This is a genomic window from Panacagrimonas perspica (assembly GCF_004364935.1).
Classification (GTDB): domain Bacteria; phylum Pseudomonadota; class Gammaproteobacteria; order Nevskiales; family Nevskiaceae; genus Panacagrimonas; species Panacagrimonas perspica.
The window spans coordinates 939,998-957,301 of sequence record NZ_SOBT01000008.1; the positions used below are offsets into that span (position 1 = coordinate 939,998).

Genomic DNA, 17,304 nt, shown 5'->3' on the forward strand with positions numbered 1-17,304 from the left:
GCTGGCCGATAATCCCTTGCGACATCGCCGCGACGAGAACCCGATGCTGAAGACAGGGCTGAACTTCGTGCAGCAGGCTTTCGGACGCGATCGGCGGGATCCGGCCGAGATCGCGCAGGACGATGCCCGCCTGCACGAGGCGGAGAAGGATGTCCGCTGGCTGCGCAACCTCGGCATCTTCGGATGGTTCTTCGTCCTCGTCGGACGCGGCTACGAACTGGGGCCGAGCCCGGTCTGGATCGCGTACCTGGTCTGCGCGGCCGCGGCGGCCTGGACCCACGTGGCGGTCGGCCGCTCCACGAACATCCGCCGGACGGCCGCGATCACGACATTCCTGGATCCTCTGCTCGGCGCCTCGATCTGCCTGGTGACCGGCGGCATCGAGTCGGTGTTCTTTCCGTTCCTGTACTTCACGCTGATGTCCGTGGCCATCCGCTTCGGCGTCGTCGAAGCCATCGGCCAGGCGCTGTTCAACGCGCTGCTCGCGCTGCTGCTGTTCTTCGTCGAGCCGCTCTACAGCGGTGCCGGCGAAGGCCCGGCGCTGTCGGAGCTGGGATCGACGTTGTTCCTGCTGCTGTTCGCGGCGTGCCTGGGCGTGGTGGTCGCGGCGTGGGCGCGCCAGCGCTCGGATCTGGTCATGGCGCATGCGCGCACGCTGCGGGAGTCCGGTGAGCGCTACCAGGCCTTCGTGCGACGGTTCGCGCAGGTGCAGGAGGAGGAGCGCCAGAACATCTCGGCGGAGCTGCACGACCGCATGAGCAGTCACCTGTTTCTTCTGCGGCGCGGCATCGAGCACTGCATGGACGGCCCGCTGACGCAGGGGCAGCTCGATGAACGTCTGGGCGTGCTGTCGTCCCGCGTCGGCGACTGCACGCAGGACGTGCGTTCGATCATGAACGAGCTGCGCCCGACCGTGCTCGACGAGCTCGGCTTCTTCGAGGCCGCCAGCGAGTTCCTGGCCCGGCATGCCGAGACGACGTCCTATCGGCTGGTCTGCTGGTTCGATCCGGCCTTGAAGCACTGGCGTTCGCCGAACGACGCCATGCTGTTCCGGCTGCTCAAGGAAGCCCTGCTGAACGTGCAGAAGCATGCGGGTGCGTCGAACGTGGAGGTCACGCTCGCCGACGGCGCAACGCACGTGGAGCTGATCGTCGCCGACGACGGCACCGGGTTCGACCCGCACAATATTCCGGTGGGGCACTACGGGATCATGACCATGCGCGAGCGGGCGGCGGGAGCGGGCGGCGAACTGCTCATCGACAGCGAACCCGGACGGGACGGCACGCGCATCCGGGTGCTGCTGGCGAAGGCCTCGTCATGACGCGTCCCATCGGCGTCTACCTGATCGACGATCACCACGTCCTGCGCCAGGCCATCGCCGACATGCTCGATGGACAGGACGATCTTCGCGTCGTCGGCCAGGCCGGTGACGCGAAGTCCGGCATCGGCGAAATGGAAACGCTGCTGCCGTATCCCGACGTCGTCGTCATCGATCTGAAGATGCCGGGCCAGAGCGGCAGCAGCGCCATCGCGCAGATCGCGCAATCGCATCCGCAGACGAAGATCCTGGTCTTCACGATGTACGACAACCCGGCCTACGTGTGGAGCACGATGAACGCCGGTGCGTCGGGCTACCTGCTGAAGAGCGCTTCGCGTGCGGACCTGCTGCGTGCGGTGAGATCGGTGGCCGGCGGCGGTGGTTACCTGCAGGCCGAAGTCACGATGCCGCTGGTCAAGCGCCTGATCCAGGAAGCGCGCGTGGCCGGTGATCGTGGAACGCTGTCGGTGCGCGAGATGCACATCCTCGAAGCGCTGGCCGACGGACAGAGCAACAAGATGATCGCCAAGTCGCTGCTGCTGGCCGAGGACACCGTGAAGTCCCATCTGCGCCGCATCTACGAAAAGCTCGGTGCGTCCGATCGCGCGCACGCGGTGGCCATCGCGCTGCGCCAGCAGCTGATCGGGTGAGCGCGCGGTCCCGTATCCGCCGTGCTGGGCGTTCGCCCCGTAGATGGAATTGAACCGCAAAGGCGCAAAGGGAAAAGAAAGGACGCAAAGGTTCTGTCATGGATCCGGTTCGCCCATCGGTGGTATCGGCCGGGGAGGACAAAAACGACGAAGTGCGCGCCACCCGTAGCCCGGGCGAAGCCCGGGGTTGCGCTCCGAGCGCGAGGGGAACCCCGGGCTTCGTCCGGGCTACGAGTCCCGAGCGGCGTTCATCCGCGAAATCCGTGAGGTTCACCCGACCGGGTGACGGCGCTGCCCTGATCGCGTGATGTCCCCGAGGGGCGCGCACCCGGACAATCGGCACCCGGAACAAGGGGGAGCAGCGGTGGGGGCGAGCGGGTTGGAGATCGACGACAGACTGGATCACGGCGAGAAGATCGATGATCCGGCCGTAGAGCGCGCGGCTGCGGCCGCCTCATTCGATGCCAGCGCCTTCCGGCAGGAGGTGCGCCGTTTCTGCCGCGAATGCATGCCGGCGGACATCGCGGCGATGGCGAGCAAGAACCAGTACTTCGACCGCGAGCAGCGCGTGCGCTGGCAGCGCCTGCTCGCCGATACAGGCTGGTTCACGGCGCACTGGCCGCGGGCTCATGGAGGGCAGGACTGGGGACACCTGCAACGCTTGATCCTGATCGAGGAACTGGAGCGCGCGGGCACGCCGTGGATCGCGCACTTCGGTGTCTCGTTCATCGGCCCGGTGCTGATCGAGTTCGGTTCGCCCGAACAGCAGCAGCACTATCTGCCCGGCGTCATCAACTCGGACACTTGGTGGGCGCAGGGTTTCTCCGAGCCGGGCGCCGGATCGGATCTGGGCTCGCTGGCGACGCGCGCCGTCCGCGAGGCCGGCGGCTATCGCGTCAACGGCCAGAAGACCTGGACGACGATGGCGCAGTGGGCGGACATGATGTTCTGCCTGGTGCGTACCGAGCAGACGCAGCGCCGCAGCGACGGCATCTCGATGCTGCTGATCGATCTGAAAAGCCCTGGCGTCACCGTGCGGCCCATCGAAACCTACGATGCCTGCCATCACGTGAACGAGGTCTTCCTCGAGGATGTGTTCGTGCCGGCCGAGAATCTCGTCGGCACCGAGGGGCAGGGCTGGGCGATGGCCCGCTTCATCGTCGAACGCGAGCGACTGCTGGTCACCGAGATCGGTCGCGCGCACCGGTTCCTGCACGAGCTGCACGCGCTGGCCGCGAAAGTATGCGATGGCGGCAAGCCGGTTTCGCAGAGCCCGTCGTTCCGGCGCCGCGCCGCGCAGCTCGAAGTCCGCTATCAGGCGCTTCGCGCCACCGTCTACGCGGCTGCCATCGCGGCCGACGAGGGACGCCATCATCCGGTCGATCCCTCGCTGCTGAAGATCCGTGGCTCCGAACTGCAGCAGGAGATCCTCGACGCCGTGATCGAACTGATCGAGCGCAGCGGCCTGGCGTACCAGTCCACGGCGCTGTTCGGCGACATCGACGGCGGAAGCCGGGGTGGGGCGCACATCCCCGGCCTGATCTTCGATCACCTGCACAGCCGCCTGACCAGCATCTACGGCGGCAGCAATGAAATTCAGCGCGGCATCATCGCCAAGGCGCTGCTCCAGGTTTGAGAGTGATGGATACCGATCTGCTGCGGCTGTTCGAGGATTCCCTGGCGCGCTTCAACCGCGAGCGCTATTCACCGGCGCAACTCGTCGCGCGGTCGCGCGAAACGACGGGCACGGGATTGCTCTCCGAGATGGCGGACATGGGCTGGTTCGAGCTGCTTCGGGGAGAAGCCGACGACGAGCCCGCAGCCTCATCGGTCGTGCGGCTGCTGCCCGTTTTTCGCGCTGCTGGTGAAGGCGCGTGGCGTGAACCGCTGGCCTGCGTGCTGGGCGCGCCGGCCGTGATCGCGGCACGCACCGATGCGACCGCGCAACGGGAATCCCTGGTGGAGGGCCTGATCTCGGCGAGCGCGCCGCTGGCCTACGCGGCGCGCGAGGCCGACGACGGATGGCATCGCATCGGCATCACCACGGTCGCGCGCGGCGACGCGGGCGGCCACGTGCTGGATGGCCACAAGATCGCCGTGATGGATGTCGCTTCCTGCGCCGCGATCATCGTGCTCGCCGTCGATGCCCAGACCCGACGACCGGGGTACTTCCTGGTGGCCCGCGACGCCGCCGGTCTCGAGCGCGGCGATGCGTCGTCGATCGACGGCCATGGCCTGTCCGACCTGAAGCTGACTGGGGTTCGTGCGGAGTATCTGTGCGCAGGCGATCACGCCGCGCGCGCAGAAGCCTGGGACGCCATCCTCGGCGCGGCAGAAGCGGTGGGCATCATGCGCGGTGCCAATCGCGACACGTCCGCCTACCTGCGCGAGCGGCGCCAGTTCGGGCGACCGCTGCTGGATTTCCAGGTGCTGCAACACCGCTTGGTCGAGATGCACCTGCTCGAGCGCGAGACCGACGCGCTGCTGGAGAGCACGGCGGAAGCCTTCGACGCCAACGCGCCCGGCCTCGAACGCCGTCTGCTGGTGCTGCGTGCCCAGGCTTCGCGCGCCCTGCGGCAGGTCACGCGCGAGGCCGTGCAGATGCACGGCGGCATGGGCGTGACGCAGGAGACTCGCGTCAGTCACTACTACCGTCGCGCGCTGATGCTGGACGGCCTGCATGGGTCCGAAGAAGCGGCGCTGGAGAGATTGGCCGCGGCCTGATCGCAACCGAGGTGATCGGCGGGTGTATGCCAGGAGCAGTCTTTCTTGGGCGTCTGCCATCGCGGAGCGAAGCTGCTCGCCTCTGTGACGGCCTCGGCTCGATCGGCGCTACCTATCCATAGCGCACACGGACGTCCGAACACCGCGGCGAAGGCTCACTGGCCGAATCCCCAACCTATCGAGATTCCGTAGGATTGGCCGCGGTAGGAGGTGTCCACTTCGCCGCCGCCAAAGCTCGGCGCCACCGAGTTTCGACCTCGTATGGTTTCACCCGGGAAATAGGCCGCGAAGCCGGAGAGGTCCCAGCGACCAAAGTTCCACGTGGCCCCGGCGGTGTAGTGCTCCGTGGTGTTGCAGGGGCTCAAGCTATCGAACAACGTCTCGGTCTCTCGTGTCGTGCGGGTCGAGTGAATGTAGCCCGCGCGAAGCGTCAGGGCCGTCGCCGCCCGCCAGATCGCGCCGAACTTGTAGGCAGACGTGTCCCTGAGCCCGAATCCAGGCCCGTTTTTGCTGCCGAGGAGATTGCCGTCCGAAAGCTTGCCGATCCGGTTGCCGAATCCCCGTTCTCCAGCGAATTCGAAACGCTGGTAGTCGAACGCCAGCGTCAGGGCCGGGGTGGGCGTCCATGCCAGACCCCCACCCCAGATGGCCGGAAGCTCCAGACTCCCTCCATCCGGAAGCAATCCCCGGTAATCGCGATGTCGTTGAGTCCAGGTCTTGGTCCGGTACGAGAGCCCGGCGCTGAGCGACGAAGTAACGCTCCCTTGCCAACCGATTGCAGCGCCCATGCTGAGTGACCCGTCGAATCCCCTGTCAGTGATGCGGTCAGGCTTTACCGACACGCGGGTCTCAGGCGTATTTCCGCTCAGAAAATCCAAGCCTGTCGCCCGGAGCATCTGGTAACCGGGATTGATCGAGACACCTACCGCCTGGGACGGTGTCGGCTTCCAGGCGAGCGTCCACGCCGTCGCGGTCGAGACCAAAGTGACGGTCGTTCGAGGCGCGCTGCCAAATCGGACAAATGGGCTGCTGGTGTAATCGGGCCCCAGACCCGCCGTGTATAGCGACAAGCCCATGGAGACCGTTGGAGTGAGTTGGCGGATCAATCCCCCTTGTGGGATGGGATACACATCCTGACCATCGGAATCGAAACGCTCGTCCGGTCCCAGGCTGTTGCCTCGATATCGCATCTGCGGTTCGGGCAGGAAGATGCTGATGCCGACGTCGTTCCGATTCCCCAGTACCGCAGTCAGGGCGGGGTTCGAAGAGATTGGATTGGCATCCTCTCCGAACGCGAAGCTGACACCGCCAGCCCCCTGCGATTTGATGCCTGGACCATGTTCGAAGATCCCAAGAGACGCTTGCGCGCTTGAAGTCGCGGTGGCCACGATAACCAGGGCGATGAGTCGAAACGCAGCGGTCAACGCTCTTGTTCGCCAACTCAAGGTTGTCTTGCATACCTTGTTCATGGGCTGGGGCTTCGGGCAGTCTGATGGGCGGCACCGGGCATGGCGTGAACGCAACGTCTGGTGCAAGGACTGCAGTCCGATCCGCATAGACTGCAGGTACGCTGATATTACATTGATGTAGTAACTCTTCAAGCCGCATGAAAACCCGAGACCGTCTCAACGCAGTTGACGCCAGCGCCCGCGGCTGGAGCGAGGGCCTGCCAGGGCTCGACGCAGAGCACATCATGCTGATGCGTTTGATACGCGTCGCGAGCCAAGGGATTTCAGCGATTACGGATCCTGTTCTGCGTCCGTCGGGATTGACGGAGAGTTCTTGGCATACCCTCGTTGTTGTCGTTGCGAGCGGACAAGCCGGCTCGACGCCATCGGTGCTATGCCATCAGGTTGGCCAAGCCAACGCGAACATGACGCGGATTCTTTTCGTGCTCGAGAAGGAAAAACTGATCCGTATCGGCTCGGACAAGCGTGACGCCCGGCGCAGGCGAGCGATCGCCACGCCGGCGGGACGAGAGTTGGTGAAGACATACTCTTCGCAACTCGGACCCTACTTCAACGCCACCTTCCGGACACTGAGTCGGGATGACTGCGCTTCGCTTCAGCGAATCTTGCGCGAAGTGATTTCATCGATGGACTCCGCCGAGACGCTGATCGCGGGCGGCGGATAGCTGTTTCCACGCTGAGGGCAATAGCGCTGAGGCAAGGATCCATCAGCCGCTCGCGCAACTTCAGCTGCATGCACTGAGCAGGCAAGAAAAAACCACTGGTGCCATCGACGTCCGCTATGAGTCTGTCTGCTCGCGAACGCAACAGACTGCAAAGGACTGGCACGCGCCGATCGCGAGGAACGTTGCCCGGGTGACCCGCAGGCCCGGGCTCGCTTGCGGCGCCAGCCCGTCTCAGTCCTCCGGCGACGCGTCCTGTTCCGAGAAGAGCCCTGGCTGCAACGGCGCTTCGCTCGGTGCCTCGAAGCCGGACAGACCCACGCCGACCAGTCGATAACGAACCGAGTCGGGAAGCTCCACGCGCGCCAGCAGGCCGACGGCGCGGTCGGCCAGCGTCTGCTCGGAGTCCGCGGCGGTCGTCAGCGTGATGCTGCGCGTGAGGATGCGGAACTCGGAGGTCTTCAGCTTCAGGACAACGGTGCGGGCGGCACGATCCATCTTGCGCGCAGCCTGCCAAGTGCGCGCCGCCATGCGACGGATGTGGGGCTCGAGTTCGGACAGCGGCAGGTCGTTCTCGAACGTGTCTTCGGCGGAGACGGAGATGCGCGCGCGATCGCTGCTCACCGGGTTTTCGTCGATGCCGTGCGCCAGTTCGTGCAGGCGCTTGCCGTAGCGTCCGAAGTGGCGATGCAACTGGTCCGGCTCCGCGACCGCGAGGTCGCCGATGCGCACCAATCCCAGCGTGGCCAGACGCCTTTCCATCACCTGACCCACGCCCGGCACGCGGCCCACCGGCAGCGGCGCGATCAGCGCCTGCGCCTGCTCGGGGCGGATCACGAAGAGGCCGTCTGGCTTCTTCCAGTCCGAGGCGAGCTTCGCGAGAAACTTGTTGGGCGCCACGCCGGCAGACGCCGTCAACTGCAACTCTTCGCGGATCTCGGCGCGGATCGTCTGCGCCACGGCGGTGGCGCTGGGCAGGCCCGTCAGGTTCTCGGTGACATCGAGATAGGCCTCGTCGAGCGACAACGGTTCGACGTGCTCGGTATGGCGCAGGAAGATTTCCCGGACCGCGCGGGACACGGCGCGGTAGCGCGTGAAGTCGGGCGGCACGAACACCGCGTCCGGGCACAATCGTTCGGCACGCACAGCTGGCATCGCCGATCGGATTCCGAACTTGCGCGCCTCGTACGACGCGGCGCAGACCACGGAACGATTGCCACGCCAGGCCACGACGACGGGCCGTCCGCGCAGCGAAGGATCGTCGCGCTGTTCGACCGACGCATAGAACGCGTCCATGTCCACATGGATGATCTTTCGCATGGTCCCGTCGTGCGGGGTGGCCGGCGCAGGGAAGGGTGTGCGAATGATAGGCGCACCCCAACAAAAAGCCCGCCGGGTATTCCCGGCGGGCCTTGGGCGCAGCTCGAACTGCTTACGACTTCGTCTTCAGCTCGAGCTTGTTGTGAACGTCCTTGACGCCGACGACCGCCTTGGTCGCGGCACCCGCCTGTTCGATGGACGCCTCGTTCGGCACCTTGCCGGACAGCGTCACGACGCCATCGGTCGATTCCACATTGATGCCGAGCGACTTCAGGTTCTTCTCGGCGACCAGTGCGGTCTTGACCTTGGCCGTCAGCGCGGAATCGGACAGGTATTCGCCAGTCTTGTCGGCGGCGGTCTCGATCTTCGCGCCGGCCGTTGCGCCTTCTGCGAACGCCATCGGCGTGGCACAGGTGAGGCCGAGAAGGGCAGCGGCAAACAGCGTCTTGCGGGTAGAGGTGTATTTCATGGGGTCAATCTCCTGGATGAGCCGACCGGCGCGCGAAGGCGCTAACGGGCGACGATTGTTGCGATCGAGTCGGGTCGATTTCGATTCCGCTCCGAGCGCCGCATGCGGCATGCCCGGAAGAGGCGAATAGCTACAAACCCGCCGCCGCGCGTTCGCGAGCGGTGACGTCCGAGATCGAGCGGCGCGGCATTGGGCGCGCTCTCTTCTTCGGCTTGTTCTCCGCTTCGATTCGCGTCATGAAGCTGCGGATCTGCTCCTCGGCGGCTTCGCGTGCGACGCCGTAGCGCTCTTCGATGGAGCCAGCCAGGCGATCGAAATCGCCTTCGATGCGTAGCCAATCGTCCTGGGTGAGCTCGGCCCATTCCTGCTTGGCCTTGCCGGTTAACTGTTTCAGCTGACCCTTCAGGGTGGTGCTGTTCATGTGCGTTCTCCTGGGATGTCAGACGTGACGGTTTGTCACGAATTCATCCTGGAAAGAAGCGATGAACTTGCGGTTAACGTGCGGAACGCAGCGGCTCCATGCACACCGCAAAGCGGCGTTTTCAGCCGAAAACGACGGCGCTCTGGCGGGATAGCGCGATGGCCTGGCCGTCCGCACTCCACATCGTCGCGGTCTGGAACGCATAACCGTCGCGCGCCGCGGTGGCCTCGGCATCCACCAGCCAAAAGTCGCTGCCGCTGCGCGGCCAGTGATCGCTCAGCAATTCCAGCGTCCAGCTCAGCGAACTCGCGGGAGCGAACGAATGAAGCATCGAGATCGCCGGCGAGGGAATCGTGTCCGCCATCGCGATGACCAGCGACTCGTCGACTTCAGGTTCGTTCTTGTATCGCACGTAGATCTGCGTACGCGGTTCGGCGCCGCCACAGAACGGGAACGCGCCGGAAGCCCAGCGCTGCTCGACGTGCTGCGTGAATTTGGGCGGGGCATCGCCGGCCCAGGGCATCGGCTTCGAGTGTTCCGCATCGAGCGGAACCACCGGATGCGGCGGCGTGATGACCAGCGTCGACTCGCGCGCGCGACCGAAGACAGCCAGCGCCGTGCAGAGCACCTGGTCGCCGTCGAGGATGCGCCCTTCGACATGCACAGCCGACTTGCCCACGCGCAACACGCTGCATCGAATGACCAGCCGCCCTGCGAAGACAGGGCCGACGAAGGTCGTCTGCAGGGTTCTCAGCGGCAGGCCGGGCTCCACTCGCGAGCGCATCGCGTGAACCAGCAGTGCGGCCTGCAAGCCGCCGAACAGCGTGCGGCCCTGCGTCCAGTCCTGCGGCACATCGTCGAGGACGTGCGCATTACCATCGATACGCAGCGAAGCAACCAGTTCGGTCAGCAGCATGCGAAACGGGCCGCAAAAGCCATCAGTTGAGCAGACGCGTCCGCAGCGTGCCGGCGATGGCCGCGAGGCGATCGCGCAACACGCGGCCCTGGTCCTCGGTGGCATCGACGTCGATCACGACGTAGCCGACCTGGCCGGCCGTCTGCAGGTATTGGGCATCGATGTTGACGCCGGTTTCCGAGAACACGTTGTTGATCTGCGTGAGCACACCCGGGCGGTTCTCGTGGATGTGCAGCAGGCGCCGGCTGCCGGTGTGTTCCGGCAGCGAGACTTCCGGAAAATTCACGGCGGAGAGCGTCGAGCCGTTGTCGCTGTAACGCAGCAGCTTGGCCGCCACCTCGATGCCGATGTTCTCCTGCGCCTCGAGCGTGCTGCCGCCGACGTGCGGCGTCAGGATGACGTTGTCCATGCCGACGAGCTCGGACACGAACTTGTCGTCGTTGCCCTTGGGCTCCACCGGAAAGACGTCCACCGCCGCACCGGCGATGTGCTTGCTCTTGAGTGCAGCGGCGAGCGCGGGGATGTCGACGACCGTTCCGCGCGACGCGTTGATGAAAACGGCGCCTTTCTTCATGCGCGAGAATTCCTCGGCGCCGATCATGTTCTTGGTCGAGGGCGTTTCGGGCACGTGCATCGAGACGATATCCGAGCGCTCCAGCAGGTCGGACAGATTCGCCGCCGGGCTGGCATTGCCGAGCGCGAGCTTGGTCTCGACGTCGTGGAAGATCACGCGCATGCCCAGGCTCTCGGCGAGCACGCCGATCTGCGTGCCGATGTGGCCGTAGCCGACGATGCCCAGCGTCTTGCCGCGTACCTCGTAGCTGCCCGCCGCCGACTTCGACCAGCCGCCGCGATGGCACTCCATGTTCTTCTCGGGGATCCGGCGCATCAGCAGGATCGCCTCGGCCAGGACCAGCTCGGCGACGCTGCGCGTATTCGAGTACGGCGCGTTGAACACCGGGATGCCGCGCGCCTGGGCCGCGTTGAGCGCGACCTGGTTGGTGCCGATGCAGAAGCAGCCCACGGCCATCAGGCGGCGCGAGTTCTGGAACATCTCGGCCGTGAGGTTGCTGCGCGAGCGGATGCCGACGATGTGCGCCTCTGCCACGCGTTCGGCGAGCTGCGCTTCGGGCAGCGACTTCTCGTGGAACTCGATCTGCGTGTAGCCCGCCGCCCTGAAACTCTTGACCGCGGTCTGGCTGACGCCTTCCAGCAGCAGGACCCGGATATCGCCGCGGGGGAACGAATTCTTGTTCATGGCTGTAAAGGAGGCGCGAGCCGGCGTTTTTGGGGGCGCGGACTATGCCATAGGGGATGCCCCGTGATCAGCACGTGTTCAGCTTTCCTGCCTAGGGTTCGTCATCCCCGGTGATGTAAGCGTGATGTCAGTTGCCGGGCCATACGATGCCGTTCCAAGGAGAGTAACCATGAATATTCGTAACGCCGCTTTGCTGGCCGTACTCAGTCTCGGTCTCGCCGTTTCCGCCTGCCAGAAGAAGGACGAGAGCGCGACCGAGAAGGTGACGGACGCCATCGGCGACGCGACCAACTCGCGCGACCACGAGAAGATGAAGGACGCGGGCGAGGACGCCAAGGATGCCGTCGACAACGCCGCCGAAGGCGTCAAGGACGCCGTCCAGGGGGAGAACAAGTAACTGGCCGTACGGCGCGGGCCGCGCAGGCCCGCGCCACCCAGGAACCGCCGGGGCTTCCGGCGGTTCTTCCGTTTCACGCCCCAGATCGCCCCTCAGCGTTCGCGCTTGAGCCGGTAGAGCCAGTCAAGCGCATCGCGCGGGCTCAGTGCATCCGGATCGATCGAGTCGAGCAGTCGCAGTGCCGGCGAGGGCGGGGCTTCGAACAGCGACATCTGCGGCTTGGCTTCGGCCACGGGCGTTGCCTGTGCCGGTTGTGGCGTGCGTTCCAGTTCCGCCAGATAGGTGCGCGCGGCGGACACGACCGAGGCCGGCACGCCAGCGAGGGCCGCGACCTGCAAGCCGTAGCTCCGGTTCGCCGGGCCTTCCTTGACCGTGTGCAGGAAGACCAGGCGCTCGCCGTACTCGGCGGCGTCCAGGTGGATGTTGGCCACGCCCGGTACCGCGTCGGCCAGGCGAGTCAGCTCGAAATAGTGCGTGGCGAACAAGGTCAGCGCGCGCGTCTGGCGCGCGAGGTGCTCGGCACAGGCGCGCGCCAGCGACAGGCCGTCATAGGTCGAGGTGCCTCGGCCGATCTCGTCCATCAGCACCAGCGACGACGCCGTGGCGTTGTGCAGGATGTTGGCGGTCTCGGTCATCTCGACCATGAAGGTCGACTGCCCCGACGCGAGATCGTCGCGTGAACCGATGCGCGTGAAGATGCGGTCGACCGGGCCGATCCGCGCCGCATCCGCCGGCACGAAACTGCCGGCGTGCGCCATCAGCACGATCAGCGCGACCTGTCGCATGTACGTGGACTTGCCGCCCATGTTCGGGCCGGTGATCACCAGCAGGCGGCGATCGGCGTCGAGCTGCAGATCATTGGGGACGAACGGCGCATCGGACTGGCGCTCGACCACGAGGTGGCGGCCGGCGCGGATGTCGATGCCGGTCCCGCCATCGAGTTGCGGTCGCGATAGATTCAGCCGCTGCGCCGCGTCGGCGAGGTTGGCCAGCACATCGAGATCGGCCAGCGCCTGCGCGGCCGATTGCAGCGCGCCGAGCTGGGTGAGCAGCCGATCCAGCAGGCCCTCGTACAACTCCTTCTCGCGCGCCAGTGCCCGGTCCTTGGCCGACAGCACCTGGTCCTCGAAGCGCTTGAGCTCCTCGGTGATGTAGCGCTCGTAGTTGGTCAGCGTCTGGCGGCGCGTGTACTCCGCGGGAACCTTGGCCGTGTGCGTCTTGCCGATCTCGATGTAGAAGCCGTGCACGCGGTTGTAGCCGACCTTCAGGGATTCGATGCCGGAGCGGGCCCGCTCGCGAGCTTCGAGTTCCAGCAGGAAGCCGTCGGCGTTCGTGGACAGCTTGCGCAGATCGTCGAGCGTCGCGTCGTAGCCTTCTCGGAACACGCCGCCGTCCCGCGCGGTCAGCGGCGGCGCATCGGCCAGCGCGCCGGCCAGCAGTTCGGCGAGTTCGTCGTGCTGGCCGAGCCGATCGTGCAGCTGCGCGATGCGGGCGCCGTCGATGCGCGCCAGCTGGGCACGCAGGCCGGGCAGGGCCGCGAGCGTGTCGCGCAGGCCGGTGAGATCGCGCGGCCGGGCGCTGCGCAATGCCACGCGCGCCAGGATGCGTTCGAGATCGGAGACGTTGCGCAGCGGCTTGCGCAGCGCGGCGCTAGCACCGTCGAGCATCAGCGCGTCGATGGCGTCGTAGCGCGCCACCAGTTCCTCGCGATCCCGGATCGGACGCAGCAGCGCGCGGCTCAGCGCGCGCGAGCCCATCGGCGTGGCGCAGTCGTCCAGCACCGCCAGCAGCGTGTGTTCGGTTTCGCCGGCCAGCGTGCGGTCGATCTCGAGATTGCGGCGCGTCGCCGGATCCAGGATCAGCGTATCTTCCGGCGCCTCGACGCGCAGGCCGGCGATGTGGGCGAGCTGCGCCTTCTGCGTTTCCTGCACGTACTGCAGCAGCGCACCGGCCGCACCGATGGCCGCCGTGAGTCCCTCGCAGCCGAAGCCGCGCAGGTTGGGCGTGCCGAACTGGGTGCAGAGCAGGCGCTGTGCGGAGGCCGGATCGAACTGCCAGGCCGGGCGCGTGGTGCGGGACAACTCGCCGACCGGAAGCCCGGCGTCCTCGGCGATCAGCATCTCGCTGGGCGCCACGCGCGACAGCTCGGCGGCGAAGTCGCGCGGCGAGGCGGTCTCGCTGACGGCGAAGCGCCCGGACGACAGCTCCAGCCAGGCCAGGCCGTAGCGATCGCCGAGCGCACAAGCAGCAGCCAGGACACTGGCGCGGCGCGGGTCGAGCAGCACCTCGTCGGTCGCAGTACCCGGCGTGACGATGCGCACGATCTCGCGGCGCACCGGACCCTTGTCGACGCCGACTTCGCCGACCTGCTCGGCGATGGCCGCCGATTCGCCCAGCCGGATCAGGCGCGCGAGGTAGGTGTCGAGCTGGTGGTAGGGCACGCCGGCCATCACCACCGGGGCGCCGCCCGACTCGCCGCGCTTGGTCAGCGTGATGTTGAGCAGCCGTGCCGCCTTGCGCGCGTCGTCGTGGAAGACCTCGTAGAAGTCGCCCATGCGGAACAGCAGCAACAGCCCCGGGACCTGGGCCTTGAGCGCCAAGTACTGCTGCATCATCGGGGTGTGCGCGGCGGAGGGTGCCGACATACGAAAGGCAGATCGAGGGACGTCGCGGGAGCGCGAATCTTACCGGCAAGCCGGCCGGAGTCGGCCTCCGGTGGCGGCCGGTCGAGGCCGCCGGGGACGGCGGGTCACGCGCCGCTGCGGAACAAGTGACAGGTCGGTATCCTTGCGCGGCTTTTTTCGCCAGTCGAGGGCCGATGCACCTGCACAACACCCTGAGCGGCCGCAAGGAACGCTTCGAACCGCTGAATCCCGATCGCGTGACGATGTACGTCTGCGGTCCGACCGTCTACAGCTTCGCGCACATCGGCAACGCACGGCCGGCGGTGGTGTTCGACGTGCTGTCGCGCGTATTGCGGCGCAAGCATCCGAACGTCGTGTACGCGCGCAACATCACGGACATCGACGACAAGATCAACAAGGCGGCGGTCGAGCAGGGTGTCGACATCGGCGTGATCAGTTCGCGCTACGCGGCGGCCTATCACGAGGACATGTCGGCGCTGGGCGTCGTGGCGCCGGACCACGAGCCGCGCGTCACGCAGCATCTGCCGCAGATCATCGACATGATTTCGCGGCTCGTGTCGTCGGAAAACGCCTACGTCGCCGAAGGGCACGTGCTGTTCCATACGCCCAGCTACGCGGACTACGGAAAGCTGTCAAAGCGCGATTCGCAGGCGTTGATGGCCGGTGCGCGCGTGGAAGTGGCGCCCTACAAGCAGAGCGCCGGCGATTTCGTGCTGTGGAAGCCTTCCTCGCCGGACCAGCCGGGCTGGGACTCGCCCTGGGGGCGTGGACGTCCGGGCTGGCACATCGAGTGCTCGGCCATGGCCGAGACGATCCTGGGCGAGACCATCGACATCCACGGCGGCGGGCACGACCTGATCTTCCCGCACCACGAGAACGAGATCGCGCAGTCGGTGTGCGCGCACGGCGGCAAGCCGTTCTCGCGCTTCTGGCTGCACAACGGCTTTCTCAATGTGGAAAGCACGAAGATGTCGAAGTCCATCGGCAACGTGCTGCTGGTGCGCGAACTGCTCAAGCAGGCGCCGGGCGAGGCCATCCGCCTGCTGCTGCTGACGGCGCACTACCGCCAGCCGCTGGACTGGACGGCCGAAGGCCTGCAGGAGGCGCGCAAGAAGCTCGACCGCCTGTACGGCTCGCTGCGCGAACTGGCCGACGTCGAGGTGCAGCCGGAGGAGGGCGAGTTCCTGCCCTTCGTCCAGGAACTCGAGGACGACCTCAATACCCCCGGCGCGCTGGCGCAGCTGTTCGACCTGGGCCATCAGGCGCACAAGGCCGGCGACAACGTCTACGAGCGGCGCCGGATCAAGACCCAGCTGTTGAAGGCCGGTGCGCTGCTGGGTCTGCTGCAGCAGTCGCCCGAAGCCTGGTTCGGCTGGGCGCCGCCGCGCGACGACCTGATGAGTGCCGGCGAGATCGACGCCGTGATCGCGCAGCGCATCGAAGCGCGAAAGGCGAAGAACTGGGCGGAATCGGATCGCCTGCGCGATCTGCTGAAGGAACGCGGCGTGCTGGTCGAGGATTCGAAGGACGGCCAGCGCTGGCGCTACGCCTGAAGCGCTAACTAGCCCGGGCGAAGCCCGGGGGGTCGCTCGCAATTCGAGGAAAACCCCGGGCTTCGCCCAGGCTACGGGTTATGCCCCGTATTCGGGCGCTGCTTCCGGAGCCGCATCGGGGCCCTCTTCCATCTCGTCGGGGCTGAACACGGCGTCGGTCATCCAGCAGCCCTTGCAGCCCGGAATGGTCTGCTTCGAGAGCAGGAACACATAGCGGTGTGGCTGATCGTCGCTGCCGACGATCTCGACGGGCATCATCGCCCGCTCGCCGTCGATCAGCGGAACGCCGGCGCGGGCAGCGCGGTGTCCCAGCAGATCCGGAAAACCTTCGCGGATGAGTTCGCGGAAGCTCGCCAACGGTCCGGTCTTCTCGCGATTCTTCGGCGACGAGAACTTGTAGAGCTCCGCGATGCCCTGGTCGTTGCCCTTCTTGAGCGCCATCAGCATGGCTTCCACGACCTGCGGCGGATCGAGATCGGGCGCAGGACCCTTGATCGGGGCCCCCGGAGCCGGCGCCGCCTGAACCGAAAGCGCCAGCAACAGACCGCTCAACAGCGCAACGAGGGGCGAACGGGTCATCGTGGATTCTCGGACGGATCGTGCGATGACATACGCGTTCATCGCGGGTCTGGTTTCAGGAGCAGTAACATACAGGCGTCAGCGGCACCTTACGCCGGTATTACCAGGACTTCATCCATGCGCCGTCTTGCCGTTTTCGCTGTTGCCGCCGCACTTGCGGCCTGTGCCACGTCACCGCTCGGGCGCAAGCAGTTCATCCTGATCTCCGACGATTCGATCAGCCAGCAGGGTGTTGCCTCCTTCCAGCAGATGCAGAAGGAGATGCCGCAGTCCAAGGACGCGCGCAAGACGCAGTACGTGCGCTGCATTGCCGACAACATCACGGCCCAGATTCCGAACCTGCGCGAGAAGGGCCAGCTGTCGGTGCCCGGGGCGTGGGAGGTCTCGGTCTTCGAGAGCGAGGACGTCAACGCCTTCGCGTTGCCCGGCGGCAAGATCGGCGTGTTCACCGGCCTGCTGAAGGTCGCCAACACGCAGGACCAGCTCGCGGCCGTCATCGGGCACGAGGTGTCGCACGTGCTGGCGCGCCATTCCGCTGAACGTGCGTCGGCGGACATTCCGGCGCAGATCGGCGGCGCGTTCGCTTCGGCCTACGGTGTCGGGCAGTTGTACGGCATGGGCGTCAACGCGCTGTTCCTGCTGCCGTACTCGCGTGGCCACGAATCCGAGGCCGATCTGCTGGGTCTGGACCTGATGGCCTCGGCCGGATTCGATCCGCGCGCCGCCGTCACGCTGTGGCAGAACATGGCCAGGGCCAGCGGCGGGCAGAAGCCGCCGGAGATTCTCTCGACCCATCCGTCGGACGAAACACGCATGCACGATCTGAACGCCCGCATGAAGACCGCGCTCGACCTGTACGTCACGGCCAAGGGGCAGGGTCGCAATCCGAAGTGCGGTTGAGGCCGTAACAGCGGGACGGGTTA

At 66.3% G+C, this 17,304-nt stretch carries 16 protein-coding genes; 8 read left to right on the forward strand and 8 right to left on the reverse strand.

Annotated features, from left to right (window positions below; genetic code table 11):
• Window positions 1-43: 43 nt before the first annotated feature.
• The 4 genes from DFR24_RS04175 to DFR24_RS04190 all read left to right on the forward strand — a co-directional run bounded on the left by DFR24_RS04175 (window position 44) and on the right by DFR24_RS04190 (window position 4,692).
• The gene (locus DFR24_RS04175; protein WP_133880066.1) at window positions 44-1,321 is read left to right on the forward strand and encodes a sensor histidine kinase; all 1,278 of its coding nucleotides are present in this window, start codon (window positions 44-46) and stop codon (window positions 1,319-1,321) included.
• A complete protein-coding gene (locus DFR24_RS04180) occupies window positions 1,318-1,968 on the forward strand; it encodes a response regulator transcription factor (protein ID WP_133880067.1) in 651 nt (216 codons plus the stop codon). Before DFR24_RS04175 ends, DFR24_RS04180 begins: the two co-directional genes overlap by 4 nt.
• Before the next feature lie 379 nt (window positions 1,969-2,347).
• Window positions 2,348-3,604 carry an acyl-CoA dehydrogenase family protein gene (locus DFR24_RS04185; protein ID WP_162851031.1) on the forward strand — a complete coding sequence of 419 codons (1,257 nt, stop codon included), beginning with the start codon at window positions 2,348-2,350 and terminating at the stop codon, window positions 3,602-3,604.
• Window positions 3,605-3,609: 5 nt separating this feature from the next.
• Window positions 3,610-4,692 (forward strand): acyl-CoA dehydrogenase family protein, encoded by a 1,083-nt coding sequence (locus DFR24_RS04190; protein ID WP_133880069.1) that lies wholly within the window; start codon window positions 3,610-3,612, stop codon window positions 4,690-4,692.
• 155 nt (window positions 4,693-4,847) lie between these two features.
• On the opposite strand, the gene DFR24_RS04195 is transcribed toward DFR24_RS04190, so the two are convergent.
• Window positions 4,848-6,161, reverse strand: coding sequence for an OmpP1/FadL family transporter (locus DFR24_RS04195; protein ID WP_162851032.1), 1,314 nt, complete (start codon window positions 6,159-6,161; stop codon window positions 4,848-4,850).
• Between the two features lie 137 nt (window positions 6,162-6,298).
• Here DFR24_RS04195 and DFR24_RS04200 point away from each other — a divergent pair, with 137 nt between their 5' ends.
• Window positions 6,299-6,826 carry a MarR family winged helix-turn-helix transcriptional regulator gene (locus DFR24_RS04200; RefSeq protein WP_133880071.1) on the forward strand — a complete coding sequence of 176 codons (528 nt, stop codon included), beginning with the start codon at window positions 6,299-6,301 and terminating at the stop codon, window positions 6,824-6,826.
• Window positions 6,827-7,057: 231 nt separating this feature from the next.
• On the opposite strand, the gene dinB is transcribed toward DFR24_RS04200, so the two are convergent.
• The 5 genes from dinB to serA form a co-directional block, all read right to left on the reverse strand.
• Window positions 7,058-8,143 (reverse strand): DNA polymerase IV, encoded by a 1,086-nt coding sequence (dinB, locus tag DFR24_RS04205; RefSeq protein WP_133880072.1) that lies wholly within the window; start codon window positions 8,141-8,143, stop codon window positions 7,058-7,060.
• Window positions 8,144-8,255: 112 nt separating this feature from the next.
• The gene (locus DFR24_RS04210; protein ID WP_133880073.1) at window positions 8,256-8,612 is read right to left on the reverse strand and encodes a BON domain-containing protein; all 357 of its coding nucleotides are present in this window, start codon (window positions 8,610-8,612) and stop codon (window positions 8,256-8,258) included.
• A gap of 130 nt (window positions 8,613-8,742) precedes the next feature.
• On the reverse strand, window positions 8,743-9,033 hold the full coding sequence (locus DFR24_RS25490) for a CsbD family protein (RefSeq protein ID WP_133880074.1): 291 nt from the start codon (window positions 9,031-9,033) through the stop codon (window positions 8,743-8,745).
• Window positions 9,034-9,154: 121 nt separating this feature from the next.
• On the reverse strand, window positions 9,155-9,949 hold the full coding sequence (locus DFR24_RS04220) for an acyl-CoA thioesterase (RefSeq protein WP_162851033.1): 795 nt from the start codon (window positions 9,947-9,949) through the stop codon (window positions 9,155-9,157).
• 22 nt (window positions 9,950-9,971) lie between these two features.
• On the reverse strand, window positions 9,972-11,207 hold the full coding sequence (gene serA / locus DFR24_RS04225; RefSeq protein WP_133880076.1) for a phosphoglycerate dehydrogenase: 1,236 nt from the start codon (window positions 11,205-11,207) through the stop codon (window positions 9,972-9,974).
• Window positions 11,208-11,376: 169 nt separating this feature from the next.
• Here serA and DFR24_RS04230 point away from each other — a divergent pair, with 169 nt between their 5' ends.
• Entirely contained in the window at window positions 11,377-11,604 is a 228-nt protein-coding gene (locus DFR24_RS04230; RefSeq protein ID WP_133880077.1) for a hypothetical protein, read from the forward strand.
• A 92-nt stretch (window positions 11,605-11,696) separates the two neighbouring features.
• On the opposite strand, the gene mutS is transcribed toward DFR24_RS04230, so the two are convergent.
• Window positions 11,697-14,249, reverse strand: coding sequence for a DNA mismatch repair protein MutS (gene mutS / locus DFR24_RS04235; RefSeq protein WP_210772460.1), 2,553 nt, complete (start codon window positions 14,247-14,249; stop codon window positions 11,697-11,699).
• A 173-nt stretch (window positions 14,250-14,422) separates the two neighbouring features.
• Between mutS and cysS the strand changes: the two genes are divergently transcribed.
• The gene (gene cysS / locus DFR24_RS04240; protein ID WP_133880078.1) at window positions 14,423-15,802 is read left to right on the forward strand and encodes a cysteine--tRNA ligase; all 1,380 of its coding nucleotides are present in this window, start codon (window positions 14,423-14,425) and stop codon (window positions 15,800-15,802) included.
• Between the two features lie 78 nt (window positions 15,803-15,880).
• On the opposite strand, the gene DFR24_RS04245 is transcribed toward cysS, so the two are convergent.
• The gene (locus tag DFR24_RS04245) at window positions 15,881-16,381 is read right to left on the reverse strand and encodes a DUF4864 domain-containing protein (RefSeq protein ID WP_162851034.1); all 501 of its coding nucleotides are present in this window, start codon (window positions 16,379-16,381) and stop codon (window positions 15,881-15,883) included.
• 117 nt (window positions 16,382-16,498) lie between these two features.
• On the opposite strand from DFR24_RS04245, the gene DFR24_RS04250 reads away from it, so the two are divergent.
• Entirely contained in the window at window positions 16,499-17,281 is a 783-nt protein-coding gene (locus DFR24_RS04250; RefSeq protein WP_133880080.1) for a M48 family metallopeptidase, read from the forward strand.
• Window positions 17,282-17,304 lie beyond the last annotated feature (23 nt).

Coding starts and splice junctions, on each gene's coding strand:
- DFR24_RS04175 (WP_133880066.1), top strand. CDS start 44: ATGCTGAAGACAGGGCTGAACTTCGTGCAGCAGGCTTTCGGACGCGAT.
- DFR24_RS04180 (WP_133880067.1), top strand. CDS start 1,318: ATGACGCGTCCCATCGGCGTCTACCTGATCGACGATCACCACGTCCTG.
- DFR24_RS04190 (WP_133880069.1), top strand. CDS start 3,610: ATGGATACCGATCTGCTGCGGCTGTTCGAGGATTCCCTGGCGCGCTTC.
- DFR24_RS04195 (WP_162851032.1), bottom strand. CDS start 6,161: ATGAACAAGGTATGCAAGACAACCTTGAGTTGGCGAACAAGAGCGTTG.
- DFR24_RS04200 (WP_133880071.1), top strand. CDS start 6,299: ATGAAAACCCGAGACCGTCTCAACGCAGTTGACGCCAGCGCCCGCGGC.
- dinB (WP_133880072.1), bottom strand. CDS start 8,143: ATGCGAAAGATCATCCATGTGGACATGGACGCGTTCTATGCGTCGGTC.
- DFR24_RS04210 (WP_133880073.1), bottom strand. CDS start 8,612: ATGAAATACACCTCTACCCGCAAGACGCTGTTTGCCGCTGCCCTTCTC.
- DFR24_RS25490 (WP_133880074.1), bottom strand. CDS start 9,033: ATGAACAGCACCACCCTGAAGGGTCAGCTGAAACAGTTAACCGGCAAG.
- DFR24_RS04220 (WP_162851033.1), bottom strand. CDS start 9,949: ATGCTGCTGACCGAACTGGTTGCTTCGCTGCGTATCGATGGTAATGCG.
- serA (WP_133880076.1), bottom strand. CDS start 11,207: ATGAACAAGAATTCGTTCCCCCGCGGCGATATCCGGGTCCTGCTGCTG.
- DFR24_RS04230 (WP_133880077.1), top strand. CDS start 11,377: ATGAATATTCGTAACGCCGCTTTGCTGGCCGTACTCAGTCTCGGTCTC.
- mutS (WP_210772460.1), bottom strand. CDS start 14,249: ATGTCGGCACCCTCCGCCGCGCACACCCCGATGATGCAGCAGTACTTG.
- cysS (WP_133880078.1), top strand. CDS start 14,423: ATGCACCTGCACAACACCCTGAGCGGCCGCAAGGAACGCTTCGAACCG.
- DFR24_RS04245 (WP_162851034.1), bottom strand. CDS start 16,381: ATGACCCGTTCGCCCCTCGTTGCGCTGTTGAGCGGTCTGTTGCTGGCG.
- DFR24_RS04250 (WP_133880080.1), top strand. CDS start 16,499: ATGCGCCGTCTTGCCGTTTTCGCTGTTGCCGCCGCACTTGCGGCCTGT.